This is a genomic window from Maritimibacter dapengensis (genome assembly GCF_019218265.1).
GTDB lineage: Bacteria > Pseudomonadota > Alphaproteobacteria > Rhodobacterales > Rhodobacteraceae > Maritimibacter > Maritimibacter dapengensis.
The window spans coordinates 18,758-33,396 of the sequence record NZ_JAHUZE010000003.1 but is presented as its reverse complement, the minus strand read 5'-3'; the positions used below and the strand labels follow the sequence as shown (position 1 = coordinate 33,396).

Sequence of the window (14,639 nt, the reverse complement as noted above, 5' to 3'; positions counted from 1 at the left end):
GACACCGCGTCACCGGGAAAAAACCCCGGAATCTGGCAAGAAAAGCGTTGTTTTCTTGCCTATTCGACCCACAGACCATTGTGCTGCCCGCGCGCTTTCCATTAAATGCCGCCAATGAAACCCCCTCTGAAGGGACAGTGAGGAGAAAAGTACATGACGAAACCGATGACCAAGACCCAGCTCGTCGCCGCTTTGGCCGATGAAATGGACGCCGACAAGAAAGCTGCCTCGAACGCGCTGGACGCCATCGTTTCGATTATCACCAAGGAAGTGTCGGGCGGCGGTGCCGTGACCCTCCCCGGTGTTGGCAAAATCTACTGCCGTGAGCGCCCGGCGCGCATGGTTCGCAATCCCGCCACGGGCGAGCAGATCCACAAGGACGCCGACAAGGTGGTGAAGATGACCATCGCCAAGGCTCTGAAGGACAGCGTGAACGGCTAAGCCGAGCGCAGATCGAATTCGCAAAAGGGTCGCTTTCGGGCGGCCCTTTTCGTTTCGGGCTATCGTTTGACCGGCGGCTCGCCTTGGGCCATGCGCGCGATCATGCGGTCCATCCGGGCGGCGCGGGTCTCGGGTTTCCTGGCGGAATGAAGCTGGTGATAGATCGAATAGAGCCAGGATCGGGTCAGCGCGTCATAGGTCGCTTTCGCCGCCGGGTTGGCCGCCACCGCCGCGAGGAAATCGTCGGGGATCACCATGTCTGCGGGACCGGCATAGGCTGCCTCCCACCGCCCATCGGCCCTGGCGGCGTCGACATGGACGAGGCCCGCGGGCTGCATACGGCCTTCCGAGATCAGCCGTTCGACATGGGCGACATTCGCCTTGGACCAGTTTGAACGCGGTTTGCGGGGCGTGAGGCGTTGCAGGTAGCTGACATCGTCATGGGACCGCTTCAGACCGTCGATCCAGCCCCAGCACAGCGCGGCTTCGACCATCTCGCCCCAGGTGATGCTCGGGATGCCGCTCGCCTTCTTGTAGAGCTTCACCCAAAGCTCCGTCTCGCGGTCATGGTTTGCGGCAAGCCACGCGTCGAGATCCTTGGGTGTGGCGAAAGCGATCGGGTCGGTCATGTTGTCAGTTTATCCGGGTTTTCGGCGGTCGTCGCCTCTTGTGCTGCGCATTTCATCCGATAGGGTCGCCCGGCGGGAGAGAGGGGATCACATGGATATTCGCGCAATCGTCATGGGGCTTGTATTCGCCCTCGCATGGTCTTCGGCTTTCACATCGGCGCGGGTCATCGTCGCGGACGCACCGCCCATGACCGCGCTTGCGATCCGGTTCGTGATCTCGGGCCTTATGGCGATGGGGCTGGCACGGGCGATGGGGCAGCGCATCCAGCTTACGCGTGGCCAGTGGGTTTCGGTCGTGGTCTTCGGCGTATGCCAGAACGCGCTTTACCTCGGACTGAATTTCATAGCGATGCAGACCATCGAAGCGGGGTTCGCCTCGATCATCGCGTCGACGATGCCGCTCGTCGTCGGGCTTCTGGGCTGGATCGTCTTCCGTGACCGCCTGGCCCCGCTCGCCGTGGCCGGGTTGGTGATCGGGTTCATCGGTGTGGCGCTGATCATGGGGAGCCGAATCACGGGTGGCGTGGACATGTATGGTCTCTCGCTCTGCGTGATCGCCGCCATCGCGCTCGCCGTCGCCACGCTGTCGGTTCGGACCGCGTCGGGGGGCGGAAACCTGTTGATGGTCGTCGGGCTCCAGATGCTCGTCGGTGCGGTCGCTCTGGCGCCATTCGCCGCCGCATTGGAGCCGTTCGAGGTGAACTGGAACCCGACACTGCTGTTCGCCTTTGCGTACACGACGCTCGTGCCGGGGTTGGCGGCAACGTGGATCTGGTTCGAGCTGGTGAAACGCATCGGGGCTGTGCGCGCGGCGACGTTTCACTTTCTCAATCCGTTTTTCGGGGTCGCCATCGCTGCGGTTCTGCTGGGTGAGCGGCTTGGCTGGCTCGACGTGATCGGGGTCGCGATCGTGACCGTGGGCATCCTCGCCGTGCAGCTTGCCAAACAGACGCCGAAGTCACCGGTGAACGCGGATCGGGCGGCCACTTAGGGATCGGTTTCCGGGGCCGCATTAACCTTTTCCGTTAACCATTCGAAATTCTGCTAGCGTTTTCAGTCGCTCGAAGATTCCGGGATTCTAGAATTCTAGAATTCTAGAATCCCGGAAACCCTCGGGTTTTTCTTAAGCCTGAGTTTCCATGTCGCTCGGTGCGTGTTCCGCGTCGATCTTTTGCGCCCAGGCTTGCGACGGCCGAGACCCGACGCGGTCGATCCACGCTTGCACCTTCGCATCCTCCGGCGCCCAGTCGCGCATCCATTGGAACGGGGATTGCACCATCAGGTCAGCGGCCGTGAACCGATCCCCGAGCAGGTATTCGCGCCCGTCCGCAAACGTGTCGACCAAACGTTGCGACACCTCCGGCACGCCGCGGAACGACGCCCGGAGGATCGGGTGGTCCAGCGCGGCGGCATGGTGGTTGTAGACAGGCTCCATTACCGAGACCGAATATACGAGCCAGGTCAGGAACGGGCCGCGATCCGCTTCGCCGGGCGACGGCGCCAGCCCCGCCTCGGGGAAAAGTTCGGTCAGGTAAAGCGCGATTGCCGCGCTTTCGGTGATCACCGCGGCGTCATGGACAAGCGTAGGCACCTTGTGATCCGGGTGCGGATTGCGGGCGTCGAATTCGCCCTGACCGGCCTGCCGGGCAATGTCGATATGAACGCGCCTCACCTGATCCACGGCATCCAGCTCGTGCAACAAGGCAAGCATCCGCGTCGCACGGGACCAGTAAGCGTGATATAGCGTGAGCATCGCGTCTCTCCTTTGCAAGTTGATCTGCAGGCAGTATCGTCCTCATACCCTGTCAGAAACCGTCAGGAGGACACATGGCCCGTTCCGACCGCCTGTTTCGTCTGCTCGACGCGCTTCGACGCCTGCCCAGTCCGGTGACGGCCGCGCGGCTGGCCGAGACGTTGGAAGTGTCCGAGCGCACGATTTACCGCGACATCGACACGCTCCGCGCGTCGGGGGCGCTGATCGACGGGGAGTCGGGGTATGGTTATGCGCTGACCGAAGACCCCTCGATGCCGCCCCAGATGTTCGACCGGCTCGAGCTTGAAGCGATCGTGCTCGGGCTGGGCTGGCTCGGGTGGCAGGGCGACAAGGCGCTTGCCGATGCCGCCGCGCGCGCGTTGTCGAAGATCACCGCGTCGCTGCCAGACCGCAAGGCCGCCGAAGCAAAGCACGTTGCGCTGCTGTCATACGCGTTCGAGCCCAAACCAGAGGTGCCGGAACACCTAGCCACGCTTCGCGATGCCGCTTGGGAGGAGCGGGCGGTCGAGATCGACTATACCGACCGAAAGGGCGCCGACACGCACCGCCGTGTCTGGCCGCTCTCCGTCGTCTACACCGACTACAAGCCGTGGCTTCTTGCCTGGTGTTGCCTTAGACGCGATTTCCGGCGGTTCGAGATGACCCGAATTCGTGCCGTTTCCCAGACGAGCGAAAGCTTTCGCCCCCGCCGCGCCGCGCTCCTGCGTGACATGCTGGGCGCGTATCAGGGCGGCGCTTGAAACATCGCCTCACGCCCTTGTCGGGTGACGGTGAGCGATGTCTGGGGGCATAGAAAGGCATGGAACCGATCCTTGCATACGGCGCGGGCCTTCTGACGCTCATCAATCCCTGCGTTCTGCCGGTTCTGCCCATCGTGCTCGCCACGGCGCTTCAGGCGCATCGCCTTGGCCCGGTCGCGCTCGCTGCCGGCATGTCGGTCAGTTTCGTGACGTTCGGGATGCTGATCTCGACTGTGGGCTACGCGATCGGCCTGACCGAAGAAACCGTCGCGACCGCTGGCGCAGTGCTGATGATCCTGTTCGGGCTTGTTCTGCTCGTCCCGCAGGCCAACGCGGTCTTTGCCAGCGCGACGGCGGGGCTCGCCGCGCGCGCGGACAGCGGGGTGGACAGCTTCGACCGCTCGTCGCTCTGGGGCCAGTTCGGCGCGGGGCTTTTGCTCGGCGCGGTCTGGAGCCCCTGCATCGGGCCGACGCTGGGCGGGGCCATTGCGCTTGCCAGCCAGGGCGAAAACCTCGGCTGGGCGTTCGTCATCATGGTGATGTTCGCGCTTGGTGTTTCGACCCTGATCCTCGCCATCGGCTATGGGCTGCGTGCCACCGCGCTTCGAAAGTTCGCCAATGTGTCCCGCCCGGTGCTTGGCGTCGCGTTTTTATTGGTCGGGGCGATGATCCTGTTCCGTATCAACCACGTGATCGACATCTGGGTGCTGGAGACACTCCCGCCCTGGCTCGTTGATCTGTCCGTATCCATCTAGGGAGGATTTCCATGAACCGCCGTGCATTCCTGACCACCGCAGCCGCTGCTGCACTCGCCCCCGCCTTGGCTCATGCCGCGCAGATCGCTTATACCGAGGGCGCGCTTCAACGCGTACTCGCCGGCGGGTCGCCTGTCGTGCTCGACTATTACGCGGATTGGTGCCCGACCTGCCATGCGCAGCGCCGCGTGATCTCGCAGCTCATGTCCGAGAACGCGGACTACAAGGACAAGGTGACCTATATCGAGGTCGACTGGGACACCTACAAGAGCGCGCCGATCACGACGGATTTCAAGGTTCCACGCCGCTCGACCCTGATCGCGGTCGGCACCGACGGGACCGAGCTTGCGCGTGTCGTGGCGCAGACCGGTTACGACGAGATCAAGGCGCTGTTCGACGCGGCCTTGTCGAGCGTGACGAGCTAGGTCAGCAGGTAAAGCACGAGGTTGAGCGTCACGAAGGACCCGACCGTGCCGATCAATAGCGCGAGGGAGGCGAGGCCCTCGTGCTTCGTGCCGTCGACCAGCAAGGTGTAAATCGCGAAGGACGAGATTGCGGCGGAAATGATCGCCGCCGCCCGCATGTCTGCATCGAGCCCGATACCCATCGACATGAGCGCGACCGCGGCGAGCGCGACCATCGCCGGGTGGACGATCAGCTTCATCGCAGCGATTTGTGCGGCCATGGCGCGGTTGCCTTTCGTCGACAGTCCGGCGAGCGACCCGCCGATCACGACGAGCGCGATGGCCGACGCGGAATTGGCGAACATCGTGGTGAGCCGGTCGACGGGGGCTGGAAGCGTCAGTCCGACAACCGACACCACCAACCCGAGGATCAGGCCGATGATCATGGGGCGCTTGAGCACGCTCAGAAAAACCTGACCCAGATGCACACCGCCCGTCCCCTCGGCCCCGCGCGCCATTTCGATGGCAGCGAGAAGAAAGGGGATCAGGATGACGTTCTCGATCAACAGGTTCATCGACAGGATCAGACCCGCGTCGTCAGGGAACACCATCACCATGAGCGGGAAGCCGATGAAGGCGGAGTTCGGCACGACCGCCCCCATCAGCGCCACCGCGCGGCGGACCGGCCCCGTGCGCGAGAACCACGCGAAGCAGATCAATAACGTAAGGACTCCGCCAACCAGCATCGTCGCCATGTAGGGAAACGAAAACACCTCGCCGATCGGTCGGCTCGCCACGGCGTTAAAGATCAGAGCCGGCAGCGCGATGTTTATGACGAATTTCGACAGCGTCCCGATCTGGGGCGGAGTGAAGAACCCGAACCGGCCCAGCCCAAAGCCCAGGGCGATGGCGGCAAAGATCGGAAATGTGATCCCAAGGATCGCGAGCATCAGCCGATTGTCCCGCGCGGCCCGTTCCCGACCTGCGCCCTGTGGAGCAGAAGGTGATCGAGGATCACACAGGCGGCCATCGCCTCGCCCACCGGAACGGCGCGGATCCCGACGCAGGGGTCGTGGCGGCCCTTGGTGACGATCTCCGCAGGCTCGCCCGACTTGGTGATCGTCTTGCGCGGGGTCAGGATCGACGAGGTCGGTTTGACGGAGAACCGCACGACGATGTCCTGCCCGGTGGAAATTCCGCCGAGAATGCCGCCGGCATGGTTCGAGGAAAACACGGGCTTGCCATCATTGCCCATGCTGATCTCGTCCGCGTTCTCTTCGCCGGTCAATTCGGCAGCCCGCATGCCTTCTCCGATTTCCACGCCCTTCACGGCGTTGATCGACATCATCGCGGCGGCGAGGTCGGTGTCGAGCTTGGCATAGATCGGTGCGCCAAGGCCGGCGGGCGCGCCGCGCACGACCACTTCGACCACCGCGCCGACGGATGAGCCCTGCTTGCGCAGATCGTCGAGATAGACGGCCCAATCCTCGGCCGCTGTCGCATCCGGGGTCCAGAACGGGTTCTGTTCGATCTGATCCCAGTCGAACTTCTCTCGGTCAATCTCATGCACACCCATACGGGTCATGTAGCCCTTGATGTCGAGGCCCGGCGCGAGGGCTGCGAGCGCTTCACGCGCCAGTCCACCGGCGGCGACCCGTGCCGCGGTTTCGCGCGCTGATGATCGCCCGCCACCACGCGGATCGCGGATGCCGTATTTCTGCCAATAGGTGATGTCGGCATGGCCGGGCCGGAATTTCTCGGCGATCTCGGAATAATCCTTGGACCGCTGGTCGGTGTTTTCGATCATGAGCTGCACCGGCGTGCCGGTCGTCTGCCCCTCGTAGACCCCTGACAGGATGCGCACCTCATCCGCTTCGCGCCGCTGGGTTGTGAACTTGTTCTGACCCGGCTTGCGCCGATCCAGCCAGTGCTGAAGCATCGACGCCTCGAGCGCCACGCCGGGCGGCACACCGTCCACGGTCGCGCCAAGCGCGGGGCCATGGCTCTCGCCCCATGTCGTCACGCGAAAGATATGCCCGAAGCTGTTCATCATGGCCTTGTCTCCTTGTCCCGCTTCGGTAGCCGACGCCCCGCAAAACCTCAACTTCATTGTTCCCCAAATACTTCGGGGAGCGCGAGGGGCTGGCCCCTCGCTTCGCCCGTGACCCCAAAGGGTCGCGGGCTTGTACATGCGCGCGTCAGCGCACATTTCGGCAGCCCCTTGCAAGCGCGCCGGGTCGTGCATAGTGTCTGGCTCACCTCGGGGTGCCATGTGACGTGGCTGAGATGCAATGCGCGAACCCGTTGAACCTGAACCGGCTCATACCGGCGGAGGGAAGGTTTGGACCAAAGCGCGAAACGCCACGGTCATCCCCCTTTCGCCCAAAGCACATGGAGGATGACATGAAGACCACCACCATCATCGCTGCGGGACTCGCAACTCTGGCCACAGGCGCCAGTGCCGAGACGCTGACCGTTTACACATACGACAGTTTCGTCGCGGAATGGGGCCCCGGCCCGATGATCGAAGAAGCGTTCGAGGCGCAATGCGACGGCTGCGATCTTGAATTCGTCGCCGTTGGTGACGGGGCCGAGATCCTGTCGCGTCTGCAACTCGAAGGCACCCGTACCGAGGCGGACGTGGTCCTGGGGCTCGATTCGAACCTGACCGCCGCCGCGCGGGACACGAAGCTTTTTGCCCAGCATGGCGTGACGGACCCTCAGCTCGACCTGCCGATCGAGTGGGACGACGATATGTTCCTGCCGTTCGACTGGGGCTATTTCGCCTTCGTCTACGACAAGACCAGGGTCGAGGATGTTCCGGCGTCGCTTGAGGAACTGGCCGCATCGGACCTTACCGTCGTTATCCAGGACCCGCGCTCCTCCACGCCCGGTCTCGGGCTGATGCTCTGGGTCAAGTCGGTCTTCGGCGCCGAGGCGCAGGGCTACTGGGAGGATCTGTCGGACAACATCCTGACTGTCACCAAGGGCTGGTCGGAAGCCTACGGCATGTTCACCGAGGGCGAGGCCGACATGGTCCTGTCCTACACCACGTCGCCCGCCTATCACCTGATCGCCGAAGATGACGACACCAAAGCTGCGGCGGCGTTCGAGAACGGGCATTACCTTCAGATCGAAGTCGCGGGCAAGGTTGCCTCGACCGAGCAGGACGCATTGGCCGATCAGTTTCTCGATTTCATGCTGACGGACGGGTTCCAGTCGGCGATCCCGACGACGAACTGGATGTATCCAGCGAAGACCCCGCGTGACGGTTTGCCCGATGGGTTCGACAGGCTTCATGTCCCGGACACGGCATTGGTCTATCTCGGCTCCGAAGCGCAGGACATCCGGGACGAGGCGCTGGAAGAATGGCGCACGGGCCTCAGCCAGTGATGTCCATGTCGGGGCGGGTCGTCGCGGCGGGGGCGGTTGCGCTCGCCGTGGTGCTTGCCCTGACCTTGGGCACCATCGTCGCGGTGTTTGTTCGTGCCGAGGGCGTGGGCGGGTTCGATCCGGCGGATTGGGCGGCGTTGCGGTTCACCGTGACGCAGGCCACTTTGTCTGCCGCGCTGTCGGTGGCCCTGGCGATCCCTGTGGCCCGCGCCATCGCCCGACGGCGGTTCGTCGGGCGCGGCGCTTTGGTGATGCTGCTGGGTGCGCCGTTCATCCTCCCGGTGATTGTTGCCGTTTTCGGGCTGATCTCGGTTTTCGGGCGCTCCGGCTGGGTGTCGCAGTCCCTTATGGCCTTCGGTTACGAGCCGATCTCGATTTACGGTTTTCATGGCGTGATCATCGCGCATGTCTTTTTCAACCTGCCGCTTGCCACGCGGCTCGTCCTGCAGGGCTGGCTCGCCATTCCGGGAGAGCGGTTCCGGCTTGCCGCAGCCCTCGGGTTCACGTCCCGCGACATCGCACGCCACCTCGAACGCCCGATGCTGCGCGAGGTGTTGCCGGGCGCGTTTCTCGTTATTTTCCTGCTCTGCCTGACCTCTTTCGCGGTGGCGCTCGCGCTCGGGGGCGGGCCACGTGCCACGACCATCGAACTTGCGATTTACGAGGCCTTCCGGCTGGACTTCGACCTCGGCAAAGCGGCGCTCCTGGCTTGCGTGCAATTCGGGCTGGGGGCGGCGGTGGCAATTGTCGCGCTGCGCGTGGCGCTTCCCTCTGGCTTCGGCGGTGGGCTGGACCGCGCGGTGCAGCGGTGGGACCAGCGCGGGCCGCTTCGCACCGCGTTGGACGCGAGCTGGATCGCGCTTGCGGCGCTGTTTTTGATTCTACCCATCCTTGCAATCGCATTCGACGGCATTGGCGCGCTCGCCACGCTGCCGTCGCAGGTCTGGACCTCTGCCGCGCGCTCGCTCGGCGTTGCGGCGGTGTCGGTCATCGTCACGCTCTTACTCGCCCTGCCGATCGCGGCGTGGTCGGTGACCTCGGGGTCGAAGCTGGTCGAGGGGTTGGGCACGCTCACCATCGTTGCTTCGCCGCTCATTATCGGGATGGGCCTGTTCATCGTCATCAACCCGTTCCTCGACCCCTTCGCTCTCGCGCTTCCCGTCACCGCGCTGGTTAACGCGATTATGTCGCTGCCCTTTGCGCTGCGCGCTCTGGTCCCCGCGCTGAGTCAGATCGAGACGCAGTACGGGCGGCTGGCGGACAGCCTCGGGATGAGCGGGACCGCGCGACTGCGCCGCTTGTGGCTGCCTCGGCTGGCGCGCCCGCTCGGATTCTCGGCGGGCTTGGCGGGAGCGTTGTCCTTGGGCGATCTCGGGGTGATCGCGCTTTTTGCCAGCCCCGACACGCCGACTTTGCCGCTCCAGATTTTCCGTCTTCTGACGTCATACCGGATGGACGACGCGGCGGGGGCGGCGCTCGTGCTGCTGGCGCTGAGCCTTGCCGTGTTCTGGCTACTCGACCGGGGAGGGCGCGTGAATGTTGACGGTTGAGGACCTGCGGATCGTTTATGAAGACTTCACGCTGACGGCGGATTTCACCGTCGAGACGGGGCGCAAGGTGGCGATCCTCGGACCGTCGGGCGCGGGTAAATCGACGCTTCTGTCCGCCATCGCCGGGTTCGAGACGCCGGCGGCGGGCCGGGTGCTTTGGGATGGCGAGGATCTTGGCCCCAAGGCGCCGGGTGCGCGGCCCGTTTCGGTGATCTTTCAGGACAACAACCTGTTTCCCCACCTGACGACTGCGCAGAATGTCGGTCTTGGCCTGTCGCCTGCGCTGCGCCTGTCTCCCGCCGATGAGACGAAGGTCGAAGAGGCACTGGGGCAGGTCGGGCTGGAGGGGTTGGGCGGACGCAAGCCGGGGGCGCTCTCGGGCGGGCAGATGGCGCGGGTGTCGCTGGCGCGGGCACTACTGCGGCACAAGCCGCTCCTCTTGCTGGATGAGCCGTTCGGAGCTTTGGGTCCGGCACTCAGGGTTGAGATGCTCGATCTCGTGGCCGACCTCGCCGAGCGAACCGGGGCGACGCTTCTCATGGTCAGCCATGAGCCGGGTGACGCCCGCCGGATCGCGGATGACGTGGTTCTGGTCCATGACGGCGAGGCCCATCCGCCGGTCAATACGGCCGAGATTTTCGCCAATCCGCCTGCGGAACTCGCCGCTTATCTCGGCGATTCCTGATACGAAAAAGGGCGGCCCGTGAGCCGCCCTTCTTGTCTGTCCCTCAAGGAATGGATCAGAGATCCATGTCCTTGCCGTATTTGTGCGGCGCCCAGAGCTTCTTGTTCGTGAGATACAGAAGCGAAGCGAGCACGACGAGGATGATGACACCCACGAAGCCGGCCTGTTTACGGGCCATCATCTTGGGTTCCGCCGTCCACATCAGGAAAGCGGCGACGTCGCGCGCCATCTGGTCTGCGGTGGCTTCGGTGCCGTCGTCATACTCGATCAGCCCGTCTTCGAGCTGCGGAGGCATGGAGACCCAGCCGCCGTCGAAGGCCGTGTTTTCGTAGAGGTACTGACCCGCGACTTCCTGCTCTTCACCGGTGAAGCCGGTCAGGAAGGCCGCGATGTACTCCGCGCCACCCATGCCCTTGAAGAGCTGGGCGAGGCCGGTGCCGGCGGGGCCGTGGAAGCCTGCGCGGGCTTTCGCCATGAGCGACAGGTCCGGGCCCATGCCTTCGCCGGACACAGCCGGGAAGTTGTCACGCGGGAGCGCGGCGCGGAAATCGTCGAGCTCGGCATCGAACACTTCGAAGTTGTCAGCGGCCCATGCGCGCACTTCGTCTTCCGAGTAGCCAAGGCCACCCGGTTCGGCGAGCGTGCGGATCGGCACGTAGCGCAGACCGTGGCAAGCGCGGCAGACTTCGGCGTAGACCTTGAGGCCGCGCTGAAGCTGTGCCTGGTCGTAGGTGCCGAACGGGCCTTCGAACGAGAATGCGATGTCCTCGATATGCGCGCTCCCGTGGGAATCTTCGGCATGCTCTTCTTCGTGCATTTCTTCGCCGTGTTCCTCGGCCATTTCCTCGGATGCTTCCTCAGCGGGGGCTTCTTCCTCGGTCATTTCCTCGGATGCTTCCTCGGCGGGAGCTTCTTCCTCGGTCACTTCCTCGTCAGAGGCTTCCTCGGCAGGGGCCTCTTCCTCGGTCGCGTCTTCTTCCGCAGGCGCTTCCTCTGCCGGTTCCTCAGTGGTCGTTTCTTCGGTGGCCGGAGCCTCCTCCGTCACGGTTTCCTCGGCCGGAGCCTCGTCGGTGGCGGCATCGTCCTGCGCAATCGCTCCGGAGAGCGAGAATGCGAAGGCGGTGATCGCGGTCAGGGTGAGTTTCTTCAACATTGTCTCTTTGCCCTTTCTCACTCGGCCGCCGACGGAGCGTCGGGGTAATGGGCCTTGAAGTCGTCCTCGATGGTTTCCGGCGGCGTTTCGGGCTTTTCGAACACGCCAAGGAGCGGAAGGATCACGAGGAAGTAGGCGAACCAGTAGGTCGCACCGATCAGCGAAATCCAGTCATGCGGGAAGTTCGTGTCGCGCGCACCGACCCACATCAGGACGATGAAGTCGATAACGAGCAGACGGAACCACCACTTGAAGGCCGGACGATACTGACCCGAGCGGACCGACGAGGTGTCGAGCCACGGAGCCAGCGCCATCACGAAGATCGCGCCGAACATCGCCAGAACGCCGAAGAACTTGGCGTCGATGATGCCGCCGGTGATCCAGCTCACGAGTTGCACGGCCCAGACGTCGGCGGTGAAGGCACGCAGGATCGCGTAGAATGGCAGGTAGTACCATTCCGGCACGATATGTGCGGGTGTCGCCAGCGGGTTCGCTTCGATGTAGTTGTCGGGGTGGCCGAGGTAGTTCGGCATGAAGCCCACGACAGCCCAGAAGATCAGGAGAACGATCGCGAGGGCGAACAGATCCTTGATCACGAAGTAGGGCCAGAAGGGAAGCGTGTCTTTCTTGGCTTCTTCCTTGGACCCGCGACGCACCTCGACACCGGTCGGGTTGTTGTTGCCCGTGGTGTGGAACGCCCAGATGTGGATCGCGACGAGTGCGGCGATCACGAAGGGCAGCAGGTAGTGCAGCGAGAAGAAGCGGTTCAGCGTGGCGTTGCCGACCGCCGGCCCGCCGAGGAGCCAGGTCTGGATGCCTTCGCCGATGAACGGGATCGCGCCGAACAGGCCGGTGATCACCGTGGCGCCCCAGAACGACATCTGACCCCAGGGCAGAACGTAGCCCAGGAAGCCGGTCGCCATCATGGCGAGGTAGATCAGCATCCCGATGATCCAGGTGATCTCGCGCGGCGCCTTGTAGGAGCCGTAGAAGAGACCGCGGAACATGTGGATATAGACCGCCACGAAGAACAGCGACGCGCCGTTGGCGTGCATGTAGCGCAGGAAGAAGCCGCCGTTCACATCGCGCATGATGTGCTCGATCGAGGCGAAGGCCATTTCCGTGTTCGGGGTGTAGTGCATCACGAGAATGATGCCGGTGACGATCTGCAACACGAGGCAGAAGGCCAGAACGATGCCCCAGATCCACCACCAGTTCAGGTTCTTGGGGGTGGGGATCATCAGGGTGTCATATGCGAGCGACACGATCGGGAGACGTTCGTGCAGCCATTTTTCGAAGCCGGTCTTCGGCTCGTAATGGTCGTGGGGGATACCAGCCATATTGTCCTCCGTTAGCCCAGCTGAATTGTGGATTCGTCGACGAAGGCTGCGACCGGAACCGGAAGGTTCTCAGGCGCGGGCCCGCGGCGGATGCGGCCAGCCGTGTCGTAATGCGAGCCATGGCAGGGGCAGTACCACCCGCCGTAGTCACCAGCCCCGTCACCCAGCGGCACACAGCCGAGATGGGTGCAGACGCCCATCATGACGAGCCATTTCTCGTCTTCGTCGAGCGTGCGGTTCTGGTCGGTCGCGGGAGAGCCCGCTTCGATGTTCTCGTTGCGCGCTTCGGGGTCGGGCAGGGTCGACGGATCTTCGGCATTCGCCGCGTCGATCTCGTCCTGCGTGCGGTAGCGGATGAAGACCGGCTTGCCGAGCCACTGAACCGTGAGCTGGCTGCCTTCGGCCATGCCCGAAATGTCCACGCGGATCGAGCTCAAGGCCTTCACGTCGGCGGACGGGTTCATCTGGTTGATGAGCGGCCAGACGGCTGCGCCCGTGGCGACAACACCGGCTCCGGCGGTAGCGTAATATAGGAAATCCCGGCGGGTCCCTTCGTGATCGTCAGTGTGCGACACGATTGCTCTCCCTTTCTGGACCGCGCGCGCGGCCAATACGTCCCGGGCCGGGGAAGCCTCCGGCCCATCGCGGCGGTGTTTAACCGCGAAAATTGCACCCGTCCAGCGGACAAACGCGCACAGGGGTCAGAATTTACAGGGGAAAGGTTGAATTCGTGGATTCGTGTCCCGATGTGAGCCGGTTGCGATACGCCGAGTCTTTTTGTCGGGTTGCAGCGATTCCCGGCAACGTCCCTTGGGTTATCCGGCAGGCACCGTCGCCTTCATCGCCTCGCGCTCGGAGAATACGGCATACCAATCGTCCAGTGCGCCGTGGCTTTTGCGCCATTCGCGGCCCCCGTGCCGGAAGTCGAGATAACCCAGCGCGCAGCCAATGGCGATCTGCCCGGCATCGAGCGGGCCGGAGAGGTGGCTCATCCAGCGGGCCTCAAGTGCTTCGAGGGCGTTCGTCACCTTGCCCCATTGCGCCTCGACCCATCCGTGATCCTGCTTGTCCTCCGGGCGGCAGCGGCCCTCGTAGACCATGAGCACAGCGGCATCGAGAATGGCATCGCCGGTGGCTTCCAGGGTCAGGACTTCCCAAATCCGGTTGTCGCGGTAGAGCTTTGCCCCGGCGCGCGCGTCGAGAAACCGGGTGATGACCCGGCTGTCATAGAGCGTGCAGCCGTCCGGGCGAATGAGCGCGGGGATCTTCTTGGTGGCATGGGCGGCGGTGACTTCGGGCGCGCTGTCGATGGGCGAGGTCGCGACTTCGATCAGTTCGACTTCATCCGTCTGGCCGGTCTCCTCCAGCACCACGCGCACCTTGCGCACGTAAGGCGAGGCGTTGTTGCCCAGAAGTTGCATCATGTCAGTCGACCCTTTTCACCGTGATCCGCCCGATTGCGGTTGCGTCGATCTCTACCGCAGATCCTTCGGGGCCGAAACGAAAAGTGCGCCGGATGCGAGCGGTGGCGTTGGTCTGATCCGGCGCGCGGCGCAGGGTGACGCCTTCGGGCGTATCGTCCAGCGCATCCTCGGCGCGCTGGTCGCGACGGCCCGGATCGACGGTGCGGACGAAACGATACGTGGCGAAGGCGGCGGAACCGGAGGCGGCAAGCGCGATCGCGACGGGAACGAGAGGCAGAGGCATGATGTTACACTCCTTCACATTGAAGCTTAGGAGAGGAAGCCGCGCCTGTCTACTGTTCTTGTATCGCG

General features: G+C 63.9%; 17 protein-coding genes and 1 riboswitch. Of the genes, 8 read left to right on the top strand and 9 right to left on the bottom strand.

The genetic code is table 11. From position 1 onward, the window contains the following. Positions 1 to 153: 153 nt before the first annotated feature. On the top strand, positions 154 to 441 hold the full coding sequence (locus KJP28_RS12385; protein WP_218392916.1) for an HU family DNA-binding protein: 288 nt from the start codon (positions 154 to 156) through the stop codon (positions 439 to 441). Between the two features lie 59 nt (positions 442 to 500). On the opposite strand, the gene KJP28_RS12380 is transcribed toward KJP28_RS12385, so the two are convergent. After that, the gene (locus tag KJP28_RS12380; protein ID WP_218392915.1) at positions 501 to 1,070 is read right to left on the bottom strand and encodes a YdeI/OmpD-associated family protein; all 570 of its coding nucleotides are present in this window, start codon (positions 1,068 to 1,070) and stop codon (positions 501 to 503) included. Positions 1,071 to 1,161: 91 nt separating this feature from the next. On the opposite strand from KJP28_RS12380, the gene KJP28_RS12375 reads away from it, so the two are divergent. Then, the gene (locus tag KJP28_RS12375) at positions 1,162 to 2,061 is read left to right on the top strand and encodes a DMT family transporter (protein ID WP_218392914.1); all 900 of its coding nucleotides are present in this window, start codon (positions 1,162 to 1,164) and stop codon (positions 2,059 to 2,061) included. A 132-nt stretch (positions 2,062 to 2,193) separates the two neighbouring features. Here the strand turns inward: KJP28_RS12375 and KJP28_RS12370 are convergent, their stop codons facing one another. After that, entirely contained in the window at positions 2,194 to 2,823 is a 630-nt protein-coding gene (locus KJP28_RS12370; RefSeq protein ID WP_218392913.1) for a glutathione S-transferase family protein, read from the bottom strand. 74 nt (positions 2,824 to 2,897) lie between these two features. On the opposite strand from KJP28_RS12370, the gene KJP28_RS12365 reads away from it, so the two are divergent. Genes KJP28_RS12365 through KJP28_RS12355 form a run of 3 tightly spaced genes read left to right on the top strand, consistent with a single transcriptional unit; the run spans position 2,898 to position 4,764 of the window. After that, positions 2,898 to 3,584: a helix-turn-helix transcriptional regulator gene (locus KJP28_RS12365; RefSeq protein ID WP_218392912.1), complete on the top strand. Its 687-nt coding sequence runs from the start codon at positions 2,898 to 2,900 to the stop codon at positions 3,582 to 3,584. 59 nt (positions 3,585 to 3,643) lie between these two features. Beyond that, positions 3,644 to 4,339: a cytochrome c biogenesis CcdA family protein gene (locus tag KJP28_RS12360; RefSeq protein WP_218392911.1), complete on the top strand. Its 696-nt coding sequence runs from the start codon at positions 3,644 to 3,646 to the stop codon at positions 4,337 to 4,339. An 11-nt stretch (positions 4,340 to 4,350) separates the two neighbouring features. Then, the gene (locus KJP28_RS12355) at positions 4,351 to 4,764 is read left to right on the top strand and encodes a thioredoxin family protein (RefSeq protein ID WP_218392910.1); all 414 of its coding nucleotides are present in this window, start codon (positions 4,351 to 4,353) and stop codon (positions 4,762 to 4,764) included. Here the strand turns inward: KJP28_RS12355 and KJP28_RS12350 are convergent. Together KJP28_RS12350 and aroC are read right to left on the bottom strand one after the other, a co-directional pair. Further along, entirely contained in the window at positions 4,761 to 5,693 is a 933-nt protein-coding gene (locus KJP28_RS12350) for an AEC family transporter (RefSeq protein WP_218392909.1), read from the bottom strand. The two genes, KJP28_RS12355 and KJP28_RS12350, sit on opposite strands and share 4 nt — an antisense overlap. Beyond that, a complete protein-coding gene (gene aroC / locus KJP28_RS12345) occupies positions 5,693 to 6,796 on the bottom strand; it encodes a chorismate synthase (protein WP_218392908.1) in 1,104 nt (367 codons plus the stop codon). Before aroC ends, KJP28_RS12350 begins: the two co-directional genes overlap by 1 nt. 198 nt (positions 6,797 to 6,994) lie before the next feature. Then, a riboswitch (TPP riboswitch) is annotated at positions 6,995 to 7,097 on the top strand. Between the two features lie 49 nt (positions 7,098 to 7,146). Here aroC and thiB point away from each other — a divergent pair. Genes thiB through KJP28_RS12330 form a run of 3 tightly spaced genes read left to right on the top strand, consistent with a single transcriptional unit; the run spans position 7,147 to position 10,371 of the window. Next, positions 7,147 to 8,136 carry a thiamine ABC transporter substrate binding subunit gene (thiB, locus tag KJP28_RS12340; RefSeq protein WP_218392907.1) on the top strand — a complete coding sequence of 330 codons (990 nt, stop codon included), beginning with the start codon at positions 7,147 to 7,149 and terminating at the stop codon, positions 8,134 to 8,136. Further along, a complete protein-coding gene (locus tag KJP28_RS12335) occupies positions 8,112 to 9,686 on the top strand; it encodes a thiamine/thiamine pyrophosphate ABC transporter permease ThiP (protein ID WP_418887930.1) in 1,575 nt (524 codons plus the stop codon). The genes thiB and KJP28_RS12335 overlap by 25 nt, the downstream gene beginning before the upstream one ends. After that, on the top strand, positions 9,673 to 10,371 hold the full coding sequence (locus KJP28_RS12330; protein ID WP_218392906.1) for a thiamine ABC transporter ATP-binding protein: 699 nt from the start codon (positions 9,673 to 9,675) through the stop codon (positions 10,369 to 10,371). The genes KJP28_RS12335 and KJP28_RS12330 overlap by 14 nt, the downstream gene beginning before the upstream one ends. A gap of 55 nt (positions 10,372 to 10,426) precedes the next feature. Here the strand turns inward: KJP28_RS12330 and KJP28_RS12325 are convergent, their stop codons facing one another. From KJP28_RS12325 to KJP28_RS12305, 5 genes are all read right to left on the bottom strand, one after another. After that, a complete protein-coding gene (locus KJP28_RS12325) occupies positions 10,427 to 11,524 on the bottom strand; it encodes a cytochrome c1 (RefSeq protein WP_418887929.1) in 1,098 nt (365 codons plus the stop codon). A gap of 17 nt (positions 11,525 to 11,541) precedes the next feature. Further along, positions 11,542 to 12,864 (bottom strand): cytochrome b, encoded by a 1,323-nt coding sequence (petB, locus tag KJP28_RS12320; protein ID WP_218392905.1) that lies wholly within the window; start codon positions 12,862 to 12,864, stop codon positions 11,542 to 11,544. Between the two features lie 11 nt (positions 12,865 to 12,875). Then, the gene (petA, locus tag KJP28_RS12315) at positions 12,876 to 13,439 is read right to left on the bottom strand and encodes a ubiquinol-cytochrome c reductase iron-sulfur subunit (protein WP_218392904.1); all 564 of its coding nucleotides are present in this window, start codon (positions 13,437 to 13,439) and stop codon (positions 12,876 to 12,878) included. Positions 13,440 to 13,679: 240 nt separating this feature from the next. Beyond that, positions 13,680 to 14,285, bottom strand: coding sequence for a glutathione S-transferase (locus tag KJP28_RS12310; protein ID WP_218393447.1), 606 nt, complete (start codon positions 14,283 to 14,285; stop codon positions 13,680 to 13,682). A 4-nt stretch (positions 14,286 to 14,289) separates the two neighbouring features. Then, a complete protein-coding gene (locus tag KJP28_RS12305) occupies positions 14,290 to 14,571 on the bottom strand; it encodes a hypothetical protein (protein WP_218392903.1) in 282 nt (93 codons plus the stop codon). Between the last annotated feature and the right edge of the window lie 68 nt (positions 14,572 to 14,639).